The organism is Nonomuraea sp. NPDC001831 (assembly GCF_042892035.1).
Lineage (GTDB): Bacteria > Actinomycetota > Actinomycetes > Streptosporangiales > Streptosporangiaceae > Nonomuraea.
This window is the reverse complement of sequence record NZ_JBIATU010000012.1, coordinates 166,806-191,483: the sequence shown is the minus strand read 5'-3', so window position 1 is coordinate 191,483 and position 24,678 is coordinate 166,806. Positions and strand designations below refer to the sequence as shown.

23 protein-coding genes and 1 tRNA gene are annotated in these 24,678 nt (G+C 70.8%); 16 read left to right on the top strand and 8 right to left on the bottom strand.

Features of this window, described 5'->3' with window-relative positions:
- Positions 1-156 precede the first annotated feature (156 nt).
- From ACFYYW_RS33305 to ACFYYW_RS33295, 3 genes are all read left to right on the top strand, one after another.
- Positions 157-1,728 carry an alpha/beta hydrolase gene (locus ACFYYW_RS33305; RefSeq protein WP_387654651.1) on the top strand — a complete coding sequence of 524 codons (1,572 nt, stop codon included), beginning with the start codon at positions 157-159 and terminating at the stop codon, positions 1,726-1,728.
- Positions 1,729-1,785: 57 nt separating this feature from the next.
- A tRNA-Thr gene (locus ACFYYW_RS33300) sits at positions 1,786-1,862 on the top strand.
- 102 nt (positions 1,863-1,964) lie between these two features.
- Entirely contained in the window at positions 1,965-2,375 is a 411-nt protein-coding gene (locus ACFYYW_RS33295) for a hypothetical protein (RefSeq protein WP_387654647.1), read from the top strand.
- A gap of 28 nt (positions 2,376-2,403) precedes the next feature.
- Here the strand turns inward: ACFYYW_RS33295 and ACFYYW_RS33290 are convergent, their stop codons facing one another.
- Both ACFYYW_RS33290 and ACFYYW_RS33285 read right to left on the bottom strand, forming a co-directional pair.
- Positions 2,404-3,180: a class I SAM-dependent methyltransferase gene (locus ACFYYW_RS33290; RefSeq protein WP_387654644.1), complete on the bottom strand. Its 777-nt coding sequence runs from the start codon at positions 3,178-3,180 to the stop codon at positions 2,404-2,406.
- Between the two features lie 103 nt (positions 3,181-3,283).
- Positions 3,284-3,994, bottom strand: a complete 711-nt coding sequence (locus tag ACFYYW_RS33285; protein ID WP_387654641.1) for a carboxymuconolactone decarboxylase family protein — start codon at positions 3,992-3,994, stop codon at positions 3,284-3,286.
- 74 nt (positions 3,995-4,068) lie between these two features.
- On the opposite strand from ACFYYW_RS33285, the gene ACFYYW_RS33280 reads away from it, so the two are divergent.
- Positions 4,069-4,713 carry a TetR/AcrR family transcriptional regulator gene (locus ACFYYW_RS33280; RefSeq protein ID WP_387654639.1) on the top strand — a complete coding sequence of 215 codons (645 nt, stop codon included), beginning with the start codon at positions 4,069-4,071 and terminating at the stop codon, positions 4,711-4,713.
- Positions 4,714-4,846: 133 nt separating this feature from the next.
- Entirely contained in the window at positions 4,847-5,353 is a 507-nt protein-coding gene (locus ACFYYW_RS33275; RefSeq protein WP_387654636.1) for an RICIN domain-containing protein, read from the top strand.
- An 84-nt stretch (positions 5,354-5,437) separates the two neighbouring features.
- Here the strand turns inward: ACFYYW_RS33275 and ACFYYW_RS33270 are convergent, their stop codons facing one another.
- Entirely contained in the window at positions 5,438-6,211 is a 774-nt protein-coding gene (locus ACFYYW_RS33270; protein ID WP_387654633.1) for an alpha/beta fold hydrolase, read from the bottom strand.
- A 103-nt stretch (positions 6,212-6,314) separates the two neighbouring features.
- Between ACFYYW_RS33270 and ACFYYW_RS33265 the strand changes: the two genes are divergently transcribed.
- From ACFYYW_RS33265 to ACFYYW_RS33220, 10 genes are all read left to right on the top strand, one after another.
- On the top strand, positions 6,315-7,163 hold the full coding sequence (locus ACFYYW_RS33265; RefSeq protein ID WP_352318559.1) for a helix-turn-helix transcriptional regulator: 849 nt from the start codon (positions 6,315-6,317) through the stop codon (positions 7,161-7,163).
- 122 nt (positions 7,164-7,285) lie between these two features.
- On the top strand, positions 7,286-8,410 hold the full coding sequence (locus ACFYYW_RS33260; RefSeq protein WP_387654629.1) for a serine hydrolase domain-containing protein: 1,125 nt from the start codon (positions 7,286-7,288) through the stop codon (positions 8,408-8,410).
- A 175-nt stretch (positions 8,411-8,585) separates the two neighbouring features.
- Positions 8,586-9,137, top strand: coding sequence for a DUF305 domain-containing protein (locus ACFYYW_RS33255; RefSeq protein ID WP_387654626.1), 552 nt, complete (start codon positions 8,586-8,588; stop codon positions 9,135-9,137).
- 60 nt (positions 9,138-9,197) lie between these two features.
- Positions 9,198-9,893 carry a FadR/GntR family transcriptional regulator gene (locus ACFYYW_RS33250; RefSeq protein WP_352318565.1) on the top strand — a complete coding sequence of 232 codons (696 nt, stop codon included), beginning with the start codon at positions 9,198-9,200 and terminating at the stop codon, positions 9,891-9,893.
- Positions 9,894-9,927: 34 nt separating this feature from the next.
- A complete protein-coding gene (locus ACFYYW_RS33245; protein WP_387654622.1) occupies positions 9,928-11,178 on the top strand; it encodes an ABC transporter substrate-binding protein in 1,251 nt (416 codons plus the stop codon).
- Complete coding sequence (locus tag ACFYYW_RS33240) at positions 11,178-12,023, top strand: carbohydrate ABC transporter permease (protein WP_387654619.1); 846 nt, start codon at positions 11,178-11,180, stop codon at positions 12,021-12,023. The genes ACFYYW_RS33245 and ACFYYW_RS33240 overlap by 1 nt, the downstream gene beginning before the upstream one ends.
- A complete protein-coding gene (locus ACFYYW_RS33235; RefSeq protein WP_387654617.1) occupies positions 12,020-12,829 on the top strand; it encodes a carbohydrate ABC transporter permease in 810 nt (269 codons plus the stop codon). The genes ACFYYW_RS33240 and ACFYYW_RS33235 overlap by 4 nt, the downstream gene beginning before the upstream one ends.
- A complete protein-coding gene (locus ACFYYW_RS33230; RefSeq protein WP_387654615.1) occupies positions 12,830-15,820 on the top strand; it encodes a glycoside hydrolase family 38 C-terminal domain-containing protein in 2,991 nt (996 codons plus the stop codon).
- Entirely contained in the window at positions 15,817-17,049 is a 1,233-nt protein-coding gene (locus ACFYYW_RS33225) for an enolase C-terminal domain-like protein (protein WP_387654612.1), read from the top strand. Before ACFYYW_RS33230 ends, ACFYYW_RS33225 begins: the two co-directional genes overlap by 4 nt.
- A 9-nt stretch (positions 17,050-17,058) precedes the next feature.
- Entirely contained in the window at positions 17,059-18,495 is a 1,437-nt protein-coding gene (locus ACFYYW_RS33220; protein WP_364412962.1) for a peptidase S10, read from the top strand.
- Here the strand turns inward: ACFYYW_RS33220 and ACFYYW_RS33215 are convergent.
- From ACFYYW_RS33215 to ACFYYW_RS33195, 5 genes are all read right to left on the bottom strand, one after another.
- Positions 18,454-19,224: a hypothetical protein gene (locus tag ACFYYW_RS33215; RefSeq protein WP_387654609.1), complete on the bottom strand. Its 771-nt coding sequence runs from the start codon at positions 19,222-19,224 to the stop codon at positions 18,454-18,456. The two genes, ACFYYW_RS33220 and ACFYYW_RS33215, sit on opposite strands and share 42 nt — an antisense overlap.
- A 134-nt stretch (positions 19,225-19,358) precedes the next feature.
- Positions 19,359-19,778 carry a peptidase inhibitor family I36 protein gene (locus ACFYYW_RS33210; protein WP_352318580.1) on the bottom strand — a complete coding sequence of 140 codons (420 nt, stop codon included), beginning with the start codon at positions 19,776-19,778 and terminating at the stop codon, positions 19,359-19,361.
- 177 nt (positions 19,779-19,955) lie between these two features.
- Positions 19,956-20,726, bottom strand: a complete 771-nt coding sequence (locus tag ACFYYW_RS33205) for an SDR family NAD(P)-dependent oxidoreductase (RefSeq protein ID WP_387654606.1) — start codon at positions 20,724-20,726, stop codon at positions 19,956-19,958.
- A complete protein-coding gene (locus tag ACFYYW_RS33200) occupies positions 20,723-21,733 on the bottom strand; it encodes a DUF4432 family protein (protein WP_387654604.1) in 1,011 nt (336 codons plus the stop codon). The genes ACFYYW_RS33205 and ACFYYW_RS33200 overlap by 4 nt, the downstream gene beginning before the upstream one ends.
- On the bottom strand, positions 21,730-22,899 hold the full coding sequence (locus ACFYYW_RS33195; RefSeq protein WP_387654601.1) for a DUF4185 domain-containing protein: 1,170 nt from the start codon (positions 22,897-22,899) through the stop codon (positions 21,730-21,732). The genes ACFYYW_RS33200 and ACFYYW_RS33195 overlap by 4 nt, the downstream gene beginning before the upstream one ends.
- Positions 22,900-23,027: 128 nt before the next feature.
- Between ACFYYW_RS33195 and ACFYYW_RS33190 the strand changes: the two genes are divergently transcribed.
- Positions 23,028-24,638: an ATP-binding cassette domain-containing protein gene (locus tag ACFYYW_RS33190; protein WP_364412950.1), complete on the top strand. Its 1,611-nt coding sequence runs from the start codon at positions 23,028-23,030 to the stop codon at positions 24,636-24,638.
- The last annotated feature ends 40 nt before the right edge of the window (positions 24,639-24,678 follow it).

The following is a 24,678-nucleotide window of genomic DNA, read 5'->3' as shown; positions in this document are numbered from 1 at the left end:
TCGCCGGACATACCGGACGACTGCCTCCGGACGTGTCGACTGAGCGACCGTCACCGGGGGGAACGGAGCAGTCTTTTCAGGCTAACTCCTGGTATCGCAGGAAGTCATCCGGGGTGACGACCGTGCGCCTCGGCCCCGGGGTGGTTTGCTGGCGTGGTGAGTGACTACCGCTCGGGGGGAGCCTGCGGCCTGCTGCTGCCCGTGCCGGGCGCGCCGCGGCGGTGGGGCGCGCAGTGCCGCCGGATTCGGTCGTGGCGCGTCCCGCGGTGGCTGCGCCGCGTCGTGGCCGGGGTCGTGGTGCCGTCGGTGCTTCTCGCCGGCGGGTGTGGCCGTCCGGACGAGCGGGCGGGGCGAGGGCTCGGCTGGTCCGACTGCGGGGACGGCTTCCAGTGCGGGACGTTGCGGGTGCCGCTCGACCACGACCGTCCCGACGGTGAGCGGCTTGAGCTGGCGGTCGTCCGGCTGCCCGCGACGGGTGACCGGATCGGCTCGCTGGTGGTGAACCCGGGTGGGCCGGGGGCGTCCGGGGTCGAGTACGCCAGGGCCGCCCGGCTGGTGGTGGGCGAGAAGGTGCGGGAGCGGTTCGACGTCGTCGGGTTCGACCCGCGCGGGGTCGGCCGGTCGGCGCCGGTCGAGTGCCTCGACCATGCGGCTCTCGACGCGTTCGTCGCCATGGACACCACCCCCGACACCCTCGAGGAGCGGGCTGCCCTGGAGGCCGCGGCGCGGCGGTTCGCGGACGGCTGCCGGAAGCACTCCGGCCGGCTCCTGCCCCACCTGGGCACCGTGGACGCGGCCCGCGACCTGGACCTGCTGCGCAAGGCCCTGGGCGACCGGAAACTGACCTATCTCGGCAAGTCGTATGGCACCTTTCTCGGGGCCGTCTATGCCGACCTGTTCCCCGGCAAGGTGCGCGCGCTCGCGCTGGACGGCGCCCTCGACCCGGCCGGTTCGCGGGTGCTGGTGAACACCGAGCAGGCCGTGGGGTTCGAGGAGGCGCTGCGCGCGTACGTCGAGGACTGCCTGGGCGACCGCGACTGCCCGTTCGCCGGCCGGACGGTCGAAGAGGCGGTGGACCAGGTCGGGGCCCTGATCCACCGCGCGGACACCCGGCCACTGGACGGCGGCGGCGGCCGGCGCGTCACCGAGGCGCTGGCCACCCTCGGCACGCTGACGCCGCTCTACGACCGTTCCTCCTGTCCGGAGCTCACCGAGGCGCTACGCCGGGCGCTGAACGGCGACGGCTCACTCCTGCTGCGCAACGCCGACCAGCTCGCGGGCAGGCAGGACGACGGCACCTACTCCAACCAGCTCGCGGCCAACCTGGCGGTGAACTGCGTCGACGGGCCGTATCCGGCGACGGCTGCGGCCTTCGCGGAGGATGCGGCGCAGGCGTCCAGGAGCGCGCCGCGGTTCGGGCCGTACATCGTGTGGTCGTCCCTGCCGTGTGCGTTCTGGCCGGCCCGGCCCACCTTCTCGCCGCACCGCCTGACCGCCGCCGGGGCTCCTCCGATCCTGGTCGTCGGCACGAGAGGGGACCCGGCGACGCCGTACGGGTGGGCTCGGGCGCTGGCGGCTGAGCTGCGGTCCGGCGTGCTGCTGAGCTACGACGGCGACGGGCACACCGCGTACGGGAACGGCTCCCCATGTGTGGACGACGCCGTGGACCGGTATCTCGTGGAGGGGGCGCCGCCGAAGGATGGCGCGATCTGTCCGGGCATCCGGTGATCGGGAGGAGCAAGAACCCTTCGATCTCCTGTAGACTCTTGCAAGCCGTACAGGCACGCCGCCTTAGCTCAGTCGGCCAGAGCACTTCACTCGTAATGAAGGGGTCTGGGGTTCGAATCCCCAAGGCGGCTCCAGTTCAGAAGCCCTCCGCGATCTCGTGGAGGGCTTCTGCGTGTCTGACTGGGCGACCAAGGATCCCATCGCAGGACGGTGTCGCGATGTGGGACAGTGCGCGTGTGGAGCTGGTTGATCAGAAGAGGGCGTGGTTCGGTGCCCTGACCGTGCCGCAGCGTGTGATCGTGGTCGCAGTGTCAGGGGTGGGCCTCGTGGGCGGGACGGCGCTGTTGCTGACGGATCCCCCGAGCGATGTTGCCGTGTTCTTCCTGATCTCTGCTTATGTCATCTCGGCGGTGGCGGTTCTGCAGAGTATTCCCTGGGTTCGGGCGCGGCTTGGGAGCGGGACTCAGCTCTGCCTGGGGTTCGTCTTGGCCTTCAACTCTCTGTCCGGTGAATACACGACGCCTGTGTTTCAGGGCGTAGGACTGATCGTGGGGATCGGCCTGTTGACTCACGTCCTGGTGCTTGCGGTGATCAGGGATCGGAGACTGAGGAAGGGGCGTCAGCGCACCACGGCACAGGTTCACTGATCACGGAGGTGCGGCGCCCAGCCCGGGTCTACGTCCGCTCGGCGAAGACGTGGGTCAGAGCGGCGACGCGTCGGTAAGGGTCTGTGGCGCCGGCTTGTTCCTCGCAGGCCAGGAGCGCGGTCAGAGCCTGGGCGTCGGGGAGTTCCGCGTCGGCCGGTGCGGTGTCGGTGAACACGCGTACGCCGTACCAGGCGCGCACCTTCAGCCGTCGGTCGGTGAGCGCGGCGGTCAAGGCATCCAGGCGGTCGGCGCGAGCCGTGACCCCGATGCGGTTGTCGTACGTCAGTTCCTGGAAGGCTCGCTGCGCTGTGGCCCAGTCGCCGAGCAGGCCGGGCCGCATCGCCAGGGCGTCGCCGTTGCGGACCAGCAGGGACAGCAGGCCCCCGGTGGTCAGCAGTCGCGACAGATCGTCCAGCAGCGGCCCGGGGTCGGGGAAGTACATCAGAACGCCGTGGCACAGCACGACGTCGAAGCTCTCGGGCCGGAACAAGGTGGCGATGTCCCGTACGTCGCCTTGGAGTAGCCGCACGCGCCCCCGGACGTCCTCCGGCTCGTCCGTCAGGGCGCGCTGGAGATCGGCAAGGAGGGTCGCCGAGGAGTCCAGCCCTGTCACATCGTGTCCGCGTCGTGCCAGCCGCAGCAGTTGGGTTCCCTGGCCGCAGCCCACGTCCAGAACCCGCTGCGGCACCGCATCGGGCAGGTGAGCCGCCAACTGCCGGGCTACCAGCTCCTGGCGGACGACCTGCCGGAGTGTCCCCAGACGAGCCCGCCACTCTTGCTCACCTGCCGCGAAGCCAGAAGTCATCGTGCCTCTCTCCGCATGCCGTCAGACCAGCAGAGAGCCTACGCGTTCGTTCTTCCGCCCACTGTGACGTCCCCGAGGCGGCTGCCGAGTGCGCAAAGGCCGGTCAGGTGCGGGAGCGGCGCTCCTGAGGCGCGGGTTCGGGGGTGGTGAGTTCGGTGAGCAGGGCGTCGAGCACGTGCATGGCGCGCCATGCCTTGGTCATGCCGAACTGCGCGCTGAACCGCACGACGGCACGGGCCTCCTCCGGTGTGGCGCCGGCGCCGAGGGCGCGGGTCAGGTGGGCGCGGAAGCTCTCCTCCAGGGTCTGGTAGAGCACGTCGACGGTCATCGTGATGAACGCCCGCTCCCGGGGCGACACCCGCTGCATGCCGGCGCGCATGCGGGACTGCAGGTCCATGTAGGTGCTGAACGGCCGGTCCAGGGCGGCCACGGCCTGCCGCATCGCCTCCGGGAGCGGGCTGCCCGTGCCGTCGGCGTTCACCTCGTGACCCTGGCCGGTGGGGGTGGGCAGGGCGTGCGTCTGTTCCAGTTCGGTCAGGCGGGCGAGGGCGGTCAGTGCGGCGGGGTATCCGCTGTCGTAGGCGACGAAGCGCAGCATCTCGCGCAGGTCGTCGGCCGACAGGCCGCAGTCGGCGGCCATCGTCACGTGGTGTTCGAAGGGCAGGCCGAGAGTCTGCTGGCAGACGTCGGCGGTGAGGCACAGCAGGACCTTCTCGCGCCGGGTGAGCTCCGGGGCCTCGTCCCAGAGCAGGCGGTCGGTGGCGGCGCTCATCTCGGCGAACACCGGGTCCAGCGCCTTCACCTGGATCTCCATGGATCTCCTCCATATGTGAACGACTGTAGCGCTACGACTGTAGTGCAACGAGCGTCCGCCTACAATGGGCCTTCATGGACGAGACCACCTCCGCCCCGGCCGGCCCTCGCGGCGGCAGGCAGGGACGCAATCCGCGAGGTCAGGGCGAACGCCTGCGGGACGACGTCATCGCCGCCGCTCTGCGCCTGCTGAACGAACTCGGCGACGACCAGGCCCTGTCCATGCGCGCGGTGGCACGGGAGGTCGGCGTCGCGGCGACCTCGGTGTACATCCACTTCGCCGACCGGGACGCGCTCGTGCTGGCCGCCTTGGAGAGGTTCCACGGCGAGCTCGTGGCGGCCGTCGATCAGGCCGAGGCCGGGGCCGCCGATCCGGCGGGGCGGCTGCGGGCCCGCGTGCTGCTGCTGGGCAGGTGGGTCCAGCAGCACCCCGGCCTGTACAAGGTGCTGCACGAGAGCACGCTCAACCAGCGGGTGGCCATGTCGTTCAAGCAGGAGCTGGCCGAGCGCACCACCGCCGCGGTGCAGCGATGCATCGACGCCGGGCTCGCCCCGGACGACGACGCCGCCGCGGTCTCACTGGATCTGCGGGCGGCGGTGCACGGGGCCGTGTCGATGCGGGTCAACCAGCCCGACCTGCCGTGGCCGCCGCTGGAGGAGCAGGTCGATCGTTTCCTCGCCAAGCTCGTCGGCCTCACCGCTGGGGGCCGGACGGAGTGACCGCCCCGGGCGGGTGGGTTCACTGTGCGTGTCAGGATGAGGGAAGAGGACTGTAAACGGAAGGTGATTGATCGAACACCATGAGTTGCGCCATGGTGCATGAGCCCTGTTCAACGCACCCTCGGAGGGACTCATGCTGGTTCGTCGCCTTCTGTCTGGAGCCGTCCTCGTCGTCACCGTCAGTGCGGGTCTGGTGCTGCCCGCCGCGGCTTCCGCTCCGAACCCGATGTGCATCGACGTCACCAACGACCGTGGCAACGGGGTCCGGATCTACCAGTGGGAGTGTCAGAGCAACAACAACAATCAGAAGTTCGTGATCGACGCGGGTCAGATCAAGATCAAGGACACTCTGGGGACGTCGCGGCCGATGTGTGTGGACGTCACCAATGATCGTGGCAACGGGGTCCGGATCTATCAGTGGGAGTGTCAGGCCAACAACGACAATCAGAAGTTCGTGATCGACGCGGGTCAGATCAAGATCAAGGACACTCTGGGGACGTCGCGGCCGATGTGTGTGGACGTCACCAATGACCGTGGCAACGGGGTCCGGATCTACCAGTGGGAGTGTCAGAGCAACAACGACAATCAGAAGTTCGTGATCGACGCGGGTCAAATCAAGATCAAGGACACTCTGGTCTGAGTCGGCGGGGTCGGTGGCGGGGGCTGGTCCGCGGTGGCGGACCGGCCCCCGCCGTCCTTGTGCCGGACGCCGGTGCAGCGAGGGTCAAGCAGTGAAGTCGCGGACGAGGGCGACGAAGTCGTCGGGGCGTTCGACGCTGGAGACGTGGCCGGTGTCGAGTTCGAGGTAGGAGCTGCCGGGGATGGCGGCGTGGAGCTCGCGGGAGTTCTCCACCGGGATCAGGCCGTCGCGGGCGGCGCCGACGACCAGCGTGGGGGCCTGGATGCCGGGCAGCAGGCGGCGGAGGTCGACGCGGCGGCCGAGGTCGATCTGGCGCAGGCGGTTGGGGTGCGGCCGGAAGTACGTCGCTCGGCTCTCCAGGTCCTCGGCGTCGAGGGAATTGAGATAGCGGCGGCTGAAGCCGGTCAGCATGGCGAAGCGGGCGAAGGCGTCCGGGGTGCCGGCCAGGCCGAGCCAGGTCTGCAGGGCGGTGCGCAGGTAGGCGTCCTCGGTGTGGGCCCAGCCGCCGACCGGGATGAGGCGGCGGACGAGGTCCGGGCGGGTGGCGGCGAGGGACAGCGCGACCACCGCGCCCAGGGAGAAGCCGAGCAGGTCCACGGGGGCCTTGGCCGAGTCCTCGATGACGGCCGCGAGCTGCTCGGTCAGGCCCTCGACGGTCAGGGGGGCGCCGTCGTCCTCGACGAGGTCGCTGCCGCCGAGGTCGGGCAGGATCACGGTGTTGCGGTCGGCGAAGCGCTCGGCGACGCCGTCCCAGGTCGACGAACCCGGGCCGGTGCCGTGCAGGAGCACCAGGCCGGGGCCGTCGCCGACGGTGCGGTAGGCGAGGCGGGTCCCGGAGACGGTCAGGTGTCGGGTCATGGACGCCACCGTGCCAGCCGGCGTCGCGGATGAGGAGCGGACCGGATTCCCTAGGACAGACAGTCCTGGACTGCGATATTTCGCGGTATTGCAGGATGGGCTCATGGATCGTGCGGAGCTTGCTGACTTCCTTCGCCGCTCGCGGGAGCGGCTGCTGCCCGGCGAGGTGGGGCTGCCGTCGGGGCCGCGTCGCCGTACGCCGGGGCTGAGGCGGGAGGAGGTGGCGCTGCTCGCGGGCATGTCGGCCGACTACCTGATGCGGTTGGAGCAGGCGCGCAGCCCGCAGCCGTCCACCCAGCTGCTGGCCGCGCTGGCGCGGGCGCTGCGGCTGACGAGCGACGAACGCGACCACCTCTACCTGCTGGCCGGGCACCGGCCGCCGGCCGGGCCGCGGGCGGGCGAGCACGTCAAGCCGAGCCTGCTCTACCTGCTCGACCGTCTCGTCGGGACGCCCGCGCAGGTGCTGAGCGACCTGGGCGACGTGCTGGCGCAGAACGCCATGGCCGAGTCCCTGTTCGGGTGCAGCTGCACCGTCGAGGAGCCCGATCGCAACATCGTGTGGCGCTGGTTCACCGACCCGTTCAGGCGCGAGGCCTACCCGGAGGAGGAGCACGCCGAGCGCTCCCGCGCGCACGTGGCCGACCTGCGCGCGGCGGTGGTCCGCCGCGGCAACGACGAGCCGGCGCAGGCCCTGGTCGAGCGCCTGCGCCGGGCCAGCCCGGAGTTCGTCTCGCTCTGGGAACGGCACGAGGTCGCGGTGCGCCGCAGCAGCCGTCTGCGGGTCAGGCATCCGGCCATCGGCGCGATGGAGTTCGACTACGAGGTGCTGCTCGCCCCGGCCGAGGACCAGCGGCTGCTGATCTTCACGCCGCCGCCCGGGTCGAAGACGTTCGAGGCGCTGGAGCTGCTGCGGGTGGTGGGGCCGGAGACCGTGCACCGCAGCCATCGGTAGCGGAGGACGCCGCGTCAGCGGGCGCGTCAGGACGGCGACGGTCCGGTGTCAGCGCGGCCGGGGATGGTTGAACCATCACCGGTCCGGGGAATCGGCCCGAAGGCTTGAAAGGCGTACGAAGCATGACGAACGACAGCGTTTCCGTGAACAACGTGGCCGAGCGCCCGGAGCTGCAGAAGATCCTCCAGGAGATCGTGGACGCCGGTTTCGTCGGCGTACAGCTGCGGGTGAACGACGAGCGGGGCGAGTGGGTCGGCACCGCCGGGTTGCGCGAGCTGGGCGGCCTCGCCGAACCGCCGGCGGACGGGCGTTTCCGGGTCGGCAGCGTCACCAAGACCTTCACCGCGGCCCTCGCCCTGAGCCTGGTGGCCGACGGCGTGCTCGGCCTGGACGACGTCGTGGACGACCACCTGCCCGAGTTCGGGCTGGACCGGCGGATCACCGTCCGGATGTTGCTGCAGCACACCAGCGGCGTGTTCAACTTCACCGGCGAGTACTACGAGGACGGCACCGTCGTGCCGGGGATCGTCTGGTCGGGCAAGGAGTGGGTGGAGAACCGCTTCAAGACCTACCAGCCGCAGGAGCTGGTACGGCTCGCGCTGTCCAAGCCCGCCCGCTTCGAGCCGGGGGCGGACTGGAGCTACTCCAACACCAACTACGTCCTGGTCAGGCTGCTGATCGAGAAGGTCACCGGCCGTCCGCTGGCCGAGGAGATGCGGCTGCGCGTCCTGGAGCCGCTCGGGCTGCCGGACACCGTCGTGCCGGACACCGACACGGAGATCGCCGGGCCGCACGCCCACGCCTACTACCGCTACGAGGAGGACGGCCAGGACAAGACGGTCGACGTCACCCGTCAGAACCCCTCCTGGATCTCCACCGGCGGCGACATGATCTCGACCACCCGCGACCTGCACACGTTCATCTCCGGGCTGATGGGCGGGCGGCTCCTGCCGCCCTCGCTGCTGGCCGAGATGCGCGACGCGCATCCCAAGGTCGGCTACGGGCTGGGGGTGTTCGTGCAGGACGCCGACCCCGACACCGGCACCCTCATCACCCACAACGGCGGCATCTCGGGCTCGGCGGCGCTGCTGTACAGCACGCCGGACGGCCGCAGGACCCTGACCGCCTCGGTGACCTACGTGGACGACGCCGCGATGTCCCAGGCCGCGGCGTTCCAGGAGGTCGTGCAGCGGCTGATCAAGGAGGTCTTCGGCGGCGCCGCCGGCGGGGACGGGACGGCGTCCTAGGGACCCGGGCCGGACGGCGGGCGTCGGCCCGATGGCCGCCCGCCCCGCCGACGGGCGTCGGCCCGATGCCGGCCCGCCGCACCGGCGGCCGGCGGCCTTGACAGGGGCCCTTGCGCGCTCAGGGGAAATCGTCTAACTCTTAGGAAGGTTTCCTTTTTAATGGAAGGCGCGCAGAGTGGCCGCTACCCCCCGATCCGGCGCCCTGAAGCTCGTCCTGGCGGCCCTGTGCCTCCTGCTGGCCACCGCCTGCGGGGCGGCCGGGGCCCAGGCCCCTCCGGTGAACGCCCAGGACGTGATGTTCGTGCAAATGATGGTGCAGCACCACCGGCAGGGCATCGAGATCGCCAAGCTCGGCAGTCAACGGGCCACCAACGACCAGCTCCGGATCCTGGTGGCCGCCGTGGCCAGCACGCAGCAGGACGAGGTCGAGATGATGCTGCGCTGGCTGTACGCCTGGGAACAGCCGCTCACCGCCGCGTCCGGCTCCCATGACCACCACGGCGGCATGCCGGAGACCGACCGCAGGCAGATCAGGGCGCTGAAGAAGTCGAAGTCCTTCGAGCACGACCTGATGACCCTGCTGATCGCGCACCAGGGCGACGCGATCAGGATGGCGGACACCGAGGTGGCCTCCGGCGCTGACCCGGAGGTCAAGGAGTGGGCGGGGCAGGTGCAGGCGTCCCGCAAGGCGCAGGTCGACCTGATGAAGGACCTGCTCAAGCGCTGATCGGGGAAGATCCCCGGTCGGCGTAGACGTGCGTCGGATTAAGTGATTAGATCACTTGATATGTCCGAGGTTGCGCGGCCGACGCTTTCCGACGCTCTGACCGAGCGCATGCTGGAGCTCATCCGTAGTGGAGGGCACCGGCCGGGCGACAGGCTGCCCTCCACCAGGGAGCTCTCCCAGCGTTTCGCCGTCACCACCCCGACGCTGCGCGAAGCGTTGCGCAGGCTGGAGGCCACCGGAGCCATCGAGCTGCGGCACGGCTCGGGCATCTACGTCGGCGCCGACATCGAGCGGCTCGTGCTGCCCAACCCCAACATGCGCGAGATGCACGCCGCCCAGCTCCTCGAACTGCTCGGCGCGCGCATCGTGATCGAGCCGCCGCTGGCCGCCATGGCCGCCGAGCACGCCGAGGGCGCGGAGCTGGCCGCGCTCAAGCGGGTGCTCGACCAGGCCGGCCGGCACCTGCGCGGCGAGGACGCCGAGCTGCACGAGGCCAACATGTCCTTCCACCGGGCGACCGCGCGGATGGCGGGCAACAGCGTGCTGCACGAGGTCGTCGACTCGTTGCTCACCGTCCACGGGCCGGAGCAGCGGGAGATCCTGCAGATCTTCGACGACCGGCGCCGCGACTACGAGGAGCACCTGGCCATCCTGGAGGCCATCGAAGCGCGCGACGCCGCCGAGGCGCAGGCGCGCATGCGAGCCCATCTGGTCGACGTCCGGACCGTCGTCGAGCAGAGGTTGCCGCCCAGATAGAGCAAGTCCCCCCGAAAGAGCAAGGAGGCCGGCCATGTTCCGGTCACGTGTGGCCACGCTCGGCGTGGCGGCGCTGGTCCTGACCGCCTGCGGCGGCAACAGCGCCGAGGCGCCGAAGAAGAAGACCGAACTGACGCTCTACAACGACAAGGGCGCCTGGACGAAATACTTCGACGAGATGGGCGCGCTGTCCAAGCAGCAGATCGGCCTGGGCATGAAGCCGACGGGATACACCGACTCCGCGCAGTACCAGGCCTTCATCAAGGCGTCGTTCCGCACGGACGTGAAGCCCGACCTGTTCACCTGGCAGACCGGGGGGATGCTGGCGGAGATCGTCAAGCAGAAGCAGGTGGCCGACACCACGGCCGTCTGGCAGGAGGCGATCAAGGCGGGCGACCTGTCGCAGGACCTCGCCCCGTACTACACCATCGGCGGCAAGCAGTACTGCGTGCCGATGAACGTCGCCTACTGGGGCATGTTCTACAACAAGAAGATCTTCGACAAGTACGATCTGAAGCCCCCGCAGACGTGGGACGAGCTGGTCCAGGCCGCGGAGACCCTGAAGAAGAACGGCGTCAAGGCCTTCTACCACACCAGCGTGCTGTTCTCCTTCGTCTGGTTCGAGCAGCTTCTCGCCGGCTCCGACCCCGACCTGTACGACCGGCTGTCCACGGGCCAGGCGAAGTACACCGACCCGGGTGTGGTGCAGGTGATGGAGAAGTGGAAGTCGCTCATCGACGCCGGATATTTCATGAACCCGGGTGACAAGACAGACCCTGGGGACGTCATGAAGACCGGCAAGGCGGCGATGGTCTCCTTCGGCACCTGGTTCAGCACCAGCATGACCCAGCGCGACCTGAAGTCCGGCACCGACTACGGGTTCTTCGTCATCCCCAACGTCAACCCCGCGCTGCCGAAGACCTCGATGATCTTCGAGAGCGGGCCGCTGTGCTCGCTGGCCAAGGGGGCCGACCCCGACTCCAGCATGAAGTACCTCAAGTGGTGGACCACCGCCGACGCCCAGAAGAAGTGGGCCACCACCAGGGGCGACGTGAGCGCCAACCCGAAGGTCGAGATCGCCGACGAAGCGCTCGGCGCGGTCACCAAGGACGCGGGCGGCGGCAAGTACCGCCTGGTCAACCGCTACTTCGAGGCCACGCCGCCGCCGGTGCTGACCGCCGCGCTCGACGGCTTCGGCAAGTTCGTCACCGAGCCGGGCACGTACAAGGAAGTGCTGGACACCATCCAGAAGGCCGCCGACGAGTACTGGGCCACGCATCAGTGATGGGCGCCCGGACCCCGATGCTGGGCCGGTTCAGGCACGGTTACGTGGCGCCCGCGGCCGTGCTGGTCGCGGGGCTGCTCTACGCGCCGTTCCTGTGGACGGCCTACCTGAGCCTCACCCGCTACGACGGCCTGGAGCCCCCGGCGTGGGTCGGCATGCACAACTTCGTCAAGCTGCTGGACGACCCCGCGCTGCTCACCTCGACCCGCAACACGCTCATCTGGGTGGCCGGCACGATGGTGCTGCCGGTCGGGCTCGGCCTGCTGGTCGCGGTGCTGTCCTACGACATCAAGGGCGGCGCCTGGTACCGGGTGCCGTTCATGTTGCCGTACGCGCTGAGCGGCGCGGGCCTGGCCATGGTGTGGAGCCCGGTGTTGTCCCACGACGGCATCGCCAACCGGCTGCTCGGCGTGGACACCGCGTTCCTGCAGGTCGCGCCGGACAACACGCTGGCCATGCTGCTGGTGTGGACCTGGCAGCAGCTCGGCGTGAACACGCTGCTGTTCGTCGTGGGCCTGCAGTCCATCCCCAAGGAGCCGATCGAGGCCGCCCGCCTGGACGGCGCCTCCGGCTGGCGGCTGTTCCGGCACGTCATCTGGCCGCTGATGCGCCCGCTGACCGCGGTCGTGGTCGGGCTGGCCCTGGTGGCGAGCCTGAAGACGTTCGACATCGTGTGGGTGCTGACGCAGGGCGGCCCGGGACGCAACTCCGAGACGCTGGCGGTGACCATGTACCGCGACACGTTCGTGGCCAGTGACTACGGCTACGGCTCGGCGGTCGCGGTGCTGCTCACCGTGGTCACCGGGCTGGCCTCCTACCTCTACCTGAGGAGGCAGGTGCGATGATCCGGCGGATCGTGCTCATCGTGCTCGGGCTGATCTGGCTCGGCCCGACCTACCTGCTCATCGTCAACGCCGCCAGGCCGGCCGCCTCGTACGACCCGGGCAGCGCGTGGGCGCCGTCCGGCGACTTCGCGCTGCTGGACAACTTCGGCCGCGCCCTGGACAGCGCCGACCTGACCGGCAGCCTGGCCAGCACCGCGCTCTACGCGGTCGTCTCGCCGCTGCTCGGCGTGGTGATCGGGGCGCTGGCCGGCTACACGATCGTGGTGCTGCGGCTGCGCCACGGGTTCTGGTGGTTCCTGCTGATCTTCGGCGGCACGGTGTTCCCGTCGCAGATGCTGCTGGTGCCGCTGTTCGTCGGCTACAGCGACGCCGGCCTGTACGACAGCAGGCTCGGCATGATCCTGATCTACACCGCGATCAACGTGCCGCTGGCCGCGTTCGTGCTGCGCAACTTCTATACGGGGGTGGCGTTCTCGATCTTCGAGGCGGCCCGCATGGACGGCGCGTCCACGTGGCGCATCTTCTGGCGCATCTACCTGCCGATCTCGCTCAGCGCGCTGACGGCGGTGTTCATCCTGGAGTTCACCTTCATCTGGAACGACCTCATCTTCGGCCTGACGCTGACGCAGACGCAGAGCGTCCGGCCGGTCATGACCGCCCTGGCCGGGCTGATGACCGACGTCTACGCCGGCACCCCGGTCCCCGTCGGCCTGGCGGCGGGCCTGGTGGTCTCGCTGCCGACGGTCGTGCTGTTCCTGGCCACCCAGCGCCTCTTCGCACGGGGCCTGTCCCTAGGGAGTGTTTAGATGACGAGCCGGTTGCTGCAGCGGAGCCTGGGTAGCCCCGACTACGACGGGATCAGGCAGGCGCTGCGCAACGACACCTCCACACCGGTGATCAGCGCGCGCGGGCTGGAGGTGCGGGTCGCGGTGCTGCCGCTGTTCACGCACGACGGCCGCCAGGCGGTCCGGGTGTCGAGCACGCAACCCCTGACCCACGTGCTGGTGGGCGTCGACAGCGCCTCCGGCACGGACGTGACGCTGCTGGTGCCCGAGGTGGACGCGCCGCGCACGCTGACCCTGGAGTGCCGCGACGACGCCGGCGTGGTCGGCAGCGCGCAGGTCACGGTCACCCCGCAGCGCAAGTGGAGCGTGTTCGTCGTGCACCACTCGCACCTGGACATCGGCTACACCGATCCCCAGGGCACGGTGCTCCGCCACCACCTCGACTACCTCGACGCGGCCCTGCGGCTGGCCGAGGAGACCGCCTCCTGGCCGGACGACGCCAAGTTCCGCTGGACGGTCGAGTCGTCGATGCCCGCGCTCAAATGGCTCGACGCCCGGCCGGCCGGGCAGGTCGAGTCGTTCGCCGCGCTGGCCAGGGCGGGCGTGATCGAGGTGACCGCGCTGCCGTTCCAGCTGCACACCGAGGCGTGCTCGACCGAGGAGCTCTACCGCCAGCTCCGCTTCACCGCCCAGCTCCAGGACCGGTACGGCTTCGCCACCAGGTCCGCCATGCACACCGACGTGCCGGGCGCGGTCGTCGGCCTGGTGGACGCGCTCAACGCCTCAGGCGTGCGCTACCTGGCCGCCGCGCACAACTGGGCCGGGCGGTCGGTGCCGTACCTGCACGGCGGCGACAAGCTGACCAGGCCGTTCCGGTGGCGGGCGCCGAGCGGGAACGAGCTGCTCGTGTGGTTCACCGACACGCCGCACGGGATGGCGTACATGGAGGGCAACACGGTCGGGCTGACCGACTCCTACGAGCTGGCCGACGACCTGCTGCCGCGCTACCTGTCGGCGCTGGCCACGCGGGGCTACCCGTACGGGCCGGGGACGTTCGGCTGGCAGGGGCCGGACGCGCCGCGCGAGCCGTACGAGCTGGACGTGCTGCACCTGCGGGTCCAGGGCGCGCACGCCGACAACGCCGGGCCGTCGATCGTGCCCGCCTCCATCGCCCGCCGGTGGAACGAGACGTGGGCCTGGCCGCGCCTGCGCTCGGCGGTCAACAGCGACTTCTTCGAGCACGTCGAGGAGCGTTACCACGACCGCCTGGCCGTGCACGAGGGCGACTGGACCGACTGGTGGGCCGACGGGCTCGGCTCGGGCGCCCGCCCGCTCGGCTACGTGCGCCGCGCCCAGTCGGCCCTGCGCGTCGCCGAGACCCTGCACACGATCGCCGGCGCGGACGCCACGGACGAGATCGACGCGGCCTACGACAAGGTCGCCCTGTTCAACGAGCACACCTGGGGCGCGGCCAACCCGTGGGAGGACGCCGAGGAGGCGGGCGACTCCGGCGGCCTGCAGTGGACCCGCAAGTCGTCGGGCGCCTACCAGGCCCAGGACGACGCCTCCGACCTGCTGCACGCCGCCACCCGCCGCTTCGCCGCCGCCCTCTCCTCCCCGGACGCGAAAGGCCCGGACGCGGAGGGCGCGGGCGCGGGGGGCCCGGACGCGGAGGGCGCGGCCCTGGCCGCCTTCGCCGTCTTCAACCCCGGTACCAGGGCGCGGACCGACGTGGTGCGCGCGTTCCTGCCGCGCGACGTGGTGGCCGTGGACGTGCCGATCGTGCTGGTCGACGCCCGGACCGGCGAGACCGTGCCGCACCACGAGGAGTACGTCGACCCCGACGACTGGCCGACCCGCCCGATCGGCCGGCACGTGCACGCGGTCGTGCCGGACGTCCCCGGCTTCGGCTACGCGCGGCTGGACGTCGTCCGCGGGCCGGGCCAGGCCCCCGAGCCGGTCGAGCCGGACCTGGACGGCGTGATCGAGAACGAGTTCTACCGGGTCGCCTACGACGTGCGCGAGGGCTACATCAGCTCGATCTTCGACAAGTCCGCCGGCCGTGAGCTGGTCAACGGCGACGCCGCCGCCGGCTTCGGCCAGTACGTCTACGACCGCTACGCCACCGCCCCGCACTTCAACCACCTGTCAGGCCACGTCGGGGCGCACGACAGGACGCTCCTCGGCGACCGGGCGATCGCCCGCAACGCGACGATCGTCAGGGCCGTGCGCACGGCGGTCGGCGAGAAGCTGGTCGTCGAGCTCCAGGGCAAGGGCGTCGACTGGCTGCGCACCACGATCGAGCTGCACCGGGGCGTCCCCCGGCTCGACCTGACCTACCAGCTCGCCAAGCAGGGCACCCCGGCCAAGGAGGCGGTGTTCCTGGCGTTCCCGTTCGCGACCGGCCCGGCCACGGCCTGGGAGCTGACCGGCGGGGTCGGCGGCCCCGGCGTGCCGCGCGTGCCGGGATCGGCCGAGTACATGTTGCCGATCAGGCACTGGATCGCCTTCGAAGACCCCGAGCTGACCGTCGCCTGGGCCACCCTGGAAGCGCCGCTGGTGCAGCTCGGCACCATCCACATGCCGTACGCGCCGTTCCCGCCCACGCTCGACCAGGAGGACGGCACGGTCTACTCCTGGGCGCTCAACAACATCTGGGACACCAATTTCCCCGCCCAGCAGCAGGGCGAGACCACCTTCCGGTACGCCGTCACGTCGGCGGCCGGCGTCAAGGGCAGCAGGCTGGGCGCGGCGGCGGCCTCGGGGCTGACCGAGCCGTTCGTCGGCGCGCTGATCACCGGCGGTCCCGGCGCCACCGAGACCTACGCCTCGGTGGACCACCCCGACGTGCTGATCACCTCGATCGGCCGGGTGGACGGCGAGCAGGTGGTCCGGCTGCAGTCGCTGGCCGCCGAGCCGGTGACGGCGACGGTCACGGTCCCAGGACGGGATCCGGTCGAGGTCCGGCTGCCCGCCTGCGGGGTCGCCGTCGTCGGAGGGAAGCGCGCGTGAAGATCGTTGACATCCGGGCCACGACGGTCGCCGTCCCGCTGGAGGCGCCGCTGCGGCACAGCAACGGCGCCCACTGGGGCCGGTTCGTGCGCACGATCGTCGAGGTCGAGGCCGACAACGGGCTGGTCGGCCTGGGGGAGATGGGCGGCGGGGGCGAGAGCGCGGAGTCGGCCTTCCGGGCGCTCGTCCCGTACCTGAAGGGGCACAACCCGTTCGAGCTGGAGGCGCTGCGCTTCAAGATCGCCAATCCGACCGCCTCGCTCTACAACAACCGCACCCAGCTCCTGGCCGCCGTCGAGTTCGCCTGCCTCGACCTCGTCGGGCAGCACCTCGGCGTGCCCGTCCACGACCTGCTGGGCGGGCGGCTGCGGGACAGGGTCCCGTTCGCCTCCTACCTGTTCTTCCGGTACGCCGCCGACGGCCATCCGGAGATCCGCACCCCCGGCCAGCTCGTCGAGCACGCCGCCCGGCTCAAGCAGGCGCACGGGTTCACCGTGCACAAGCTCAAGGGCGGCGTCTTCCCGCCGGACTACGAGCTGGAGTGCTACCGGGCCCTGGCCGAGGCGTTCCCGGCCGACCGGCTCAGGTACGACCCCAACGCCGTCCTGTCGGTGGCCGAGGGGCTGCGGTTCGGCCGGGCCATCGAGGGGCTGAACAACGACTACCTGGAGGACCCGGTCTGGGGGATGGAGGGGCTCAGGGCCGTGCGGGAGCAGGTCAGGGTGCCCCTCGCCACGAACACGGTGGTCGTCAACTTCGAGCAGCTCGCCTCCAACGTGCTGCGCAGGTCCGCCGACGTGGTGCTGCTGGACACGACGTTCTGGGGCGGGGTCCGGCCGTGCGTGAAGGCGGCGGGGGTGTGCGACACGTTCCAGGTGGGGGTGGCCGTGCACTCCTCGGGCGAGCTCGGCATCCAGCTCGCGACCATGCTGCACCTCGGCGCGGTGCTGCCGAACCTCACCTACGCCGCCGACGCCCACTACCACCAGCTGCGCGACGACGTGATCGAGGGCGGCCGGCTCCCGTACGCGGACGGCGCCATCGCCGTGCCCTCCGGGCCGGGGCTCGGGGTGCGTCTCGACCCCGATCGCGTGGCCCGCTACGCCGAGTTCTACCGGGAGACCGGCGGCTATCCCTACGACCGCGACCCGGGGCGTCCCGGCTGGTACGCCACCGTCCCGAACGAGCGCTTCGCCGACCCCGCGATCTCGCTGGACGTTGCCCCATAATTGGCCGCTATGTCCGACGAAGTACAGACAAAGAAGCCCGCCGACAACCTCGTCACCACCCGGCACACCCTGCCCACCGGCCAGGGGTACACCGCCACCGCCGGAACCATGGTGGTGCGCGAGGAGGTGTTCACGGACGGCACGTTCGACGGCCACCGCCCGAAGGCCGAGGTGTTCCTCACCTCCTACACCCTCGACGACGCCGACCCGCTGACCAGGCCGGTCACGTTCGCCTTCAACGGCGGGCCGGGGTCGTCGAGCGTGTGGCTGCACCTCGGCATCCTCGGCCCGCGCCGGGTCGTGATGGGGGACGCGGGCGCGCTCCTGCCGCCGCCGTACGCGCTGGCCGACAACGACGAGACCCTGCTCAAGGTGAGCGACCTGGTCGTCATCGACCCGATGTCCACCGGCTACTCGCGGGCGGCCGAGGGCGAGAAGGCCGGCCCGTACCACGGGTTCACCGGCGACGTGGAGTCGGTCGGCGAGGTGATCCGGCTCTGGACGACCAGGAACGCGCGGTGGATGTCGCCGAAGTTCCTGGCCGGCGAGTCGTACGGCACGGTCAGGGCGGCCGGGCTGGCCGACCACCTCCAGTCGCGCTACGGCATGTACCTCAACGGCGTGATGCTGATCTCCTCGGTGCTCGACTACGCGACCGTGGAGTTCAACGAGGGCAACGACGTGGCCTACGCCCTCTATCTCCCGACGTATGCCGCCATCGCGCACTACCACGGGCTGCACGGCGACCGCCCGCTGGCCGACGTGCTGCGCGAGGCCGAGGAGTACGCCTCCCGCGACTACCCGTGGGCCCTGGCCCGCGGCAACCGCCTCACGGCCGAAGAGCGCGCCGCCGCGGTCTCCAGGGTCGCCGCCCTGTCAGGCCTGTCGGAGGACTACGTCGACCGCGTGGACCTGCGCATCGAGCACATCCGCTTCTTCACCGAGTTGCTGCGCGAGCGCCGGCTGACCGTCGGCAGGCTCGACGGCCGCTTCACCGGCTGGGACCCCGACGGCGGGCGCGAGCACTTCGTCTCCGACCCGAGCATGAACGCCATCACCGGCCCCTACAGCGCCGCGCTCAACCACTACCTGCGGACCGAGCTGGAGTACGCCAACGACCTGCCCTACGAGATCCTCAGCTCGCGGGTGCACCCGTGGTCGTACAAGGAGTTCGAGGGCGTGCACGTCAGCGTGACCGACCGGCTCGGCGCCGCCATGCGCACCAACCCGCACCTGCGCGTGCACGTGGCCTGCGGCTACCACGACGGCGCCACGCCGTACTACGCGGCCGAGCACGCCTTCGCCCACCTGCCCGTGCCCGCCGAGCTGGCCGCCAACGTCGAGTTCAAGTACTACGAGGCCGGCCACATGATGTACGCGCACGAGCCCAGCAGGCTGCGCCAGTCAGCCGACCTGGCGGCCTTCGTGCTCGGACAGCAGGCGTGAGGCGCGCTCCAGCCGCTGCCGCAAGCTGGCCGCGAGCGCGGCGAAACGTTCCGGGTTGTCCCGGATGACCGCGCGCTGAAGCTCGGCGTCGGCCGTGAACCAGGCGGCGACCAGGCCCGAGGCCCACTTGCAGGTCGTGTCGGCGACGGCCGTCAGCTTCTCCTCCTCGCTCACGTCCGGCTTCTCCAGGTTCCAGCGGGAGTCGGCGATGGCCGACTCCGGGTCCGGGTAGGGGTGTCCCGCCTGGGTCATGCACGACTGCCAGCGCCTGGTCGCCGCGGCCACGCTGCCGTGCTTGGCGGCCTGTTCCAGGGTGAGCGAGTCCTGCAGGCCCAGCCAGGGCCAGTCCGCCTGACGGGTGCCGCCCTCCAGCTCGGCGGAGGCGCGGTCGAGGCAGCCGCGGTCGGCGGCGGTGCCGTACAGGCGGTGACGGGTGTGCTTGGGCAGCTTGTTGACCCAGGAGCCGGTGGTGTCCGGGGACGGGGGCCTGGCCAGGTGGTAGCCGTACCGCTGGGCGGCCGAGGTGTCCACGACGCCGTAGCGGCGGGAGTTGCCCGGGTCGATCGCCGCCAGCTCGGCGGCGTCCTCCGCGGGTGGGGTGACGGTGAGGCCGCGGCGGCTCATGCACCGCGCGACCAGGTGGTTGTGGGCATTGCCCAGGACGGCCCGCTGCTCGGGAGTCGGCTTGTAGGCGTCGAACGGCAACACGAGCTGCGACACCGAGGTCACGCCCGCAGGGGGCCGTTCGCGTACGGGCTCGCCGGCGGCGCAGGCCGCGACGGACAGCAGCAGCGCGCCCGCGAGGAGGCCGCGACAGCCGGTTTCCGGCGGCCAAGCCCGGAAACCGGCACTCCCGTTATTTCTCAGCGGCACCAGATGTCGATCGAGCTGGTGCGGTTGTTGCCGATGGCGTTGTTCGACAGGTAACCGTCGTTGGAGTTGTGGGTGAAGGTGCTGTGGGCGCCGGTGTAGTCGGCGTGCTGCCAGAGGGTGGCGCTGCAGCCGATCCGGTTCCTGACGGAGCTGGTCTCGTTGTCCATGCTGTGCCAGGTGTTGCTGAAGTCCCAGTTCAGCCAGTTGTTGTCGGCCAGGTCGGAGTCGTCGGCCGTGAAGTCGCGCCAGTGGTCGCTCTGGCCCCGGTTGTAGTCGAAACCGGCGTACAGGCAGACGCGGCCGCCGTAGCACGTCGAGCGTGGGCTGGCCTCAGCCGCGGCAGCCGGGACGACCACGGTGAACAGCGCGGCCGCGGCGATGAAGCCGGCGGCCTTCTTGGTGAGCCTCACAGGTCTCTCCTAGATCGGTGAGTCGTTTCGGAACCCGTACCAAGCGTGCTGTGAGGGGGCTCGGGACCCACCCTCGAATACACGCAGAGACCTTGGTTACCAGGCTCACCACCTGGCACTTCGCCGCATTGACGCAACGATTGCCAGGTTCGGGAGGCGACTGGGGACTTACTCGACCTAGTCGGGGAGCGCCGCCGGGTTCCGGGCCAGCAGGCCGCCGTCCACGCGGTGCTCGGCCCCGGTGATGAACGACGAACGCGGCCCCGCCAGGAACGCCACCAGCTCGGCCACCTCTTCCGCGCGGCCCACGCGGCCCAGCGGATGGGCCTTGCCCCACTGCTCGACCTGCTCCTCCTGCGACAGGTCGCCCCGCCACAGGTCGGCCGCCCAGCGCAGCATGGGCGTGTCCACCGAACCGGGGCAGACCACGTTGACCCGGATGCCGTCGGCCGCGTGGTCGAGCGCCATGGCCCTGGTCAGGCCGTTCAGGGCGGCCTTGCTCGCGGTGTAGGCGGCCACCTGCGCCTGCGACGAGAACGCCTGCACCGACGACATGACCACGATCGAGCCGCCGCCGCGTTCCCTGAGCCTCGGCACGGCGGCCTTGCAGGTGAGGTAGACGCCCTTGAGGTTGACGTCCATGACCTCGTCCCACACCTCCTCCGGGGTGTCCTCGACCGTGCCGTACCGCTGGACGCCGGCGCAGGTGACGACGACGTCGAGGCCGCCGTACCTGGTCACGGCCAGGTCCACGAGGTCGCGCATGTCGCCGGCCCGGCGCACGTCGGCGACGACGCCGGTGACGTGCTCGCTGTCGAGCGCCGCGGCCTCGTCCACGCCGCAGAACACCACGTTCGCGCCGCCGTCGGCCAGCCGGTCGACCACCGCCCGCCCGATGCCCATCGACCCGCCGGTGACCAGCGCCACCTTGCCGGAAAACTCACTCACGCCAGCACCTCCGCGCGCCATCTCGACACCTTGGTCTCCTGCGGTCCGAGCGACAGGGCGCTGCCGTTGGCCACGGCGGCGGCCAGGCCGTCGGTCGGCATGCCGGCGAACGGCTCCAGCCCCAGCGTGTAGGCCCGCCCCCACCAGGGGTAGCCGGTGGACGCGCCGAGCTCCTGCCACATCCACAGGTAGGGGAGGAGTGCCGCATCCCACTCCACCCGGATACCGATATCCCCTGAAATTTCGTACCAACCCTCCGGGAAACCCGTGAGGTAGACGATGTCGCTCGGCCCGCCCCGCTCCGGCACCACGCTCAGGTCCGTCTCGCCGCCCCCGTCGGCGGGCACCACCGGCCACCGCCACGGCCCGCCGGCCCGCACCCGGCGCCCGGCCGGGCCGATCGGCGTCGCGTGCGGGATCACCCGCACGCCCTCGGGCAGCCGGATGCGCGCGCCCGCCCGCAGGAACGGCGCCCCGAAGACGATGTGCTGGCCCCACATCGCGTGCAGCGCGAGGTCCGCCTCGTTGGTCACCCGCCCCTCGACCTCCAGCGCGGCCGTCCCGGCCCGGAGCCGGAACACCTTCTCCACCCGGTACGGCAGCCGCCGGGTGCGCACGCCGAGCCGCACCGCGACCTCCTCCTCGCGGTCGGCCACCACCTCGCACGACCACGGCAGCCCGGCGACCTCGCCGTGCTGGGCCAGGCGCGCGCCCCGGTACTCGCTCGGCGCGCCGCCGTTGGGGAAGACCTCCTGCCAGCCGCCCTGGTAATGGTCGACGAACTGGGCGACGTCGTCGGCCGCGCCGTGACGGTGGTCGCGCGGGTCGCGCAGGCCCTGCGGAGAGAGCCAGACGAAGTCCGTGTCGGTGGGTTTGTGCAGGAACTCCACCACGTCACCGCCCTTGTCGGGCAGGACGGTCACGCGCAGCCGTTCGTTCTCCAGCGTGACCGCCCGCAGCCCGTCGAGGGTGAGGTGGCGCAGGCGCGCCGCCCAGTTGCGCCTCACCCGAACGTCACATCCAGGAACCTGGGCCGGTAGATGGACACGTCCCGGTAGTGGTCGGTGTTGACGAAGCTGTTGACATTGTAGGAGACCACCAGGCCGTTCCCGGCGACGTCGGGATGGGCGTGGGCGTTGTAGGTGAAGACGTTCCCGCTGGTCTCGGGGGTGGTGTAGACGTGCTGCTTGCCGGTGAAGGGGCCGGTGGGCGAGCAGGAGGAGTAGGCCACGATGTTGGGGCTGAGCACCTCGGTGGTGTCATGCGTGATCAGGACATATCCGGATCCGACCTTGGTGACGCTGTACTCGTTCGCCACCCCGCCCATGATCCGCGCCGAGTCGGTCTCGTCCGGTGACCACGAGCCGTCGGCCGTGCGGAACTCCCACGCGCCCAGCAGGCTCTGGCCCCTGACCCGGGCCAGGTGCATGTACTTGGCCGAGCCGAGGTCCTCGACGCCGTACACGTAGGTGTAGCCGCCGTCCTTCAGCAGGCCGGAGGCCCAGGAGACGCCGTGGCCCGAGGGCAGGTCGTGCACGCTGACCGGCTGGTCGAGCCGGCCGGGCGCGAACCTGGCCACCACGTTGCGGTGCCAGCGCCAGTCCCACGCGCCGGGGCCGAACCGCTCGTACTCCTGGTAGGTGACCTCGACCAGGCCGCCCGCCAGGGTGGCGTCCCCGGCCCAGAACCAGTGCTTGTCGTCGCGCGGCGGCATCACGGCTTCGGGCTTCGCGGCCGTGCCGTCGTGCACGGTGGACAGCCGCCCGTCCCGCTCGACGGCGAAGGAGTTGTTCAGGAAGACGGTGCTGCCGCCCTCCTCGACGACGGGCGGCCGGGAGCCGTCGGCGTTGACCCGGCCGAGGAAGGTGTCGGAGAACACCCACAGCTCACGGCCGTTCGGCAGCTTGAGCGAGTAGGTGCCGTCGGCTCCCGTCCAGTCGTCCAGGCGGCTGTTGTCGTTGCCGTACGAGGTGAACAGGCTGGTCAGCCGGGCGTCCACGGACGCGCCGCGCACGGTGGGCGCGCACGCCGAGACCGGCCCGGCCGGTTCCCGCGCCACGCCGGCCGACGGCGGCACCGGCTTGGGCGGCGCGGCCCACGCCTGCTGCGGGACGGCCACCAGGCCGAGCAGGGCGACGGCGAGGGGGAGGAGGGAGGAGCGGAATCGCGTCATCACCGGTTCCTAGGGGCTGGGGGAGTCCCGTACAGTTCTAGTCATTAGATCACTTGCTGTCCAGGGCCCCCTGATCACCGGCCGAAAACCGGGTGCCGGTGGTCGCGGGCGGCCGGTAGCCTGCCCGGATGGGCCACGTTGAAGTAGGACATCTGACGTACGTGCTGCCCGACGGCAGGCCCCTGCTCAACGACGTCTCCTTCCGGATCGGCGACGGTGTCAAGGCGGCGCTCGTCGGGCCCAACGGCGCGGGCAAGACCACCCTCATGCGCCTGGTCGCGGGCGACCTGGAGCCCGTCGAGGGCAGCGTCACCAGCTCGGGCGGGCTGGGCGTGATGCGCCAGTTCATCGGCAACGTGCGCGACGGGAGCAACGTGCGCGACCTGCTGCTCGGCGTCGCCCCGCCGGCCGTGCGCCAGGCGGCCGAGCGGCTCGACGCGGCCGAGCTGGTGATGATGGAGCGCGACGACGAGAAGGCGCAGATGCGCTACGCGCAGGCCATCAGCGACTACACCGACGCCGGCGGCTACGAGATCGAGGTGCTCTGGGACACCTGCACGGTCTCGGCCCTCGGCGTGCCGTTCGACCGGGTGAAGTACCGCGACGTGGCCACCCTGTCCGGCGGCGAGCAGAAGCGGCTCGTCCTGGAGGCGCTGCTGCGCGGCCCCGACCAGACCCTGCTGCTCGACGAGCCCGACAACTACCTCGACGTGCCCGGCAAGGAGTGGCTGGAGCAGCAGCTGCGCGAGACGTCCAAGACCGTGCTGCTGGTCAGCCACGACCGCCAGCTCCTCGCCAACGCCGCCGACCGCATCGTCACGGTCGAGTCGGGCAACATCTGGATCCACGGCGGCGGCTTCGCCGGTTACGCCGAGGCCCGCAAGGCCCGCAACGAGCGGCTCGACGAGCTGCGCAGGCGCTGGGACGAAGAGCACGCCAAGCTCAAGGCCCTGGTCAACATGCTGAAGAACAAGGCCAGGTACAACGACGGCATGGCCGCCCCCTACCACGCGGCCCAGACCCGGCTGCGCAGGTTCGTCGAGGCGGGCCCGCCCGAGCAGGCCCCCGCCGACCAGAACATCAAGATGCGCCTGCGCGGCGGCCGCACCGGCAAGCGCGCGGTCATCTGCGAGGGCCTGGAGCTGACCGGCCTGATGCGCCCGTTCGACCTGGAGATCTGGTACGGCGAGCGGGTCGCCGTCCTCGGCTCCAACGGCTCGGGCAAGTCCCACTTCCTGCGCCTGGTGGCCGGCGAGCCCGTCGCGCACACCGGCGTGGCCAGGCTCGGCGCGCGGGTCGTCCCGGGGCACTTCGCCCAGACCCACTCCAGGCCCGACCTGCTCGGCCGCACCCCGGTCGAGATCGTGATGACCGAGCACGCCAAGCTCAAGAACGAGGCCATGAAGACGCTGGCCCGCTACGAGCTGGCCGGGCTGATCGCCGAGCAGCGCTTCGACACGCTGTCCGGAGGCCAGCAGGCGCGGCTGCAGATCTTGCTGCTGGAGCTGTCGGGCGCCACGCTGCTGCTGCTCGACGAGCCGACCGACAACCTCGACCTGGCCAGCGCCGAGGCGCTCCAGGTGGGCCTCGACGCGTTCGACGGCACGGTCATGGCGGTCACCCACGACCGCTGGTTCGCCGCCGACTTCGACCGTTTCCTGGTCTTCGGCTCCGACGGCACGGTCTACGAGTCCGCCGAGCCGGTGTGGGATGAGACGAGGGTCGTCCGGAGGCGTTAAAGAGTTGGTACGCCTGGCGCGTGTCTCTGCCAGCCGTGCC

Coding starts and splice junctions, on each gene's coding strand:
- ACFYYW_RS33290 (WP_387654644.1), bottom strand. CDS start 3,180: ATGACTTCTGGCTTCGCGGCAGGTGAGCAAGAGTGGCGGGCTCGTCTG.
- ACFYYW_RS33285 (WP_387654641.1), bottom strand. CDS start 3,994: ATGGAGATCCAGGTGAAGGCGCTGGACCCGGTGTTCGCCGAGATGAGC.
- ACFYYW_RS33280 (WP_387654639.1), top strand. CDS start 4,069: ATGGACGAGACCACCTCCGCCCCGGCCGGCCCTCGCGGCGGCAGGCAG.
- ACFYYW_RS33275 (WP_387654636.1), top strand. CDS start 4,847: ATGCTGGTTCGTCGCCTTCTGTCTGGAGCCGTCCTCGTCGTCACCGTC.
- ACFYYW_RS33270 (WP_387654633.1), bottom strand. CDS start 6,211: ATGACCCGACACCTGACCGTCTCCGGGACCCGCCTCGCCTACCGCACC.
- ACFYYW_RS33265 (WP_352318559.1), top strand. CDS start 6,315: ATGGATCGTGCGGAGCTTGCTGACTTCCTTCGCCGCTCGCGGGAGCGG.
- ACFYYW_RS33260 (WP_387654629.1), top strand. CDS start 7,286: ATGACGAACGACAGCGTTTCCGTGAACAACGTGGCCGAGCGCCCGGAG.
- ACFYYW_RS33250 (WP_352318565.1), top strand. CDS start 9,198: ATGTCCGAGGTTGCGCGGCCGACGCTTTCCGACGCTCTGACCGAGCGC.
- ACFYYW_RS33245 (WP_387654622.1), top strand. CDS start 9,928: ATGTTCCGGTCACGTGTGGCCACGCTCGGCGTGGCGGCGCTGGTCCTG.
- ACFYYW_RS33240 (WP_387654619.1), top strand. CDS start 11,178: ATGGGCGCCCGGACCCCGATGCTGGGCCGGTTCAGGCACGGTTACGTG.
- ACFYYW_RS33235 (WP_387654617.1), top strand. CDS start 12,020: ATGATCCGGCGGATCGTGCTCATCGTGCTCGGGCTGATCTGGCTCGGC.
- ACFYYW_RS33230 (WP_387654615.1), top strand. CDS start 12,830: ATGACGAGCCGGTTGCTGCAGCGGAGCCTGGGTAGCCCCGACTACGAC.
- ACFYYW_RS33220 (WP_364412962.1), top strand. CDS start 17,059: ATGTCCGACGAAGTACAGACAAAGAAGCCCGCCGACAACCTCGTCACC.
- ACFYYW_RS33195 (WP_387654601.1), bottom strand. CDS start 22,899: ATGACGCGATTCCGCTCCTCCCTCCTCCCCCTCGCCGTCGCCCTGCTC.
- ACFYYW_RS33190 (WP_364412950.1), top strand. CDS start 23,028: ATGGGCCACGTTGAAGTAGGACATCTGACGTACGTGCTGCCCGACGGC.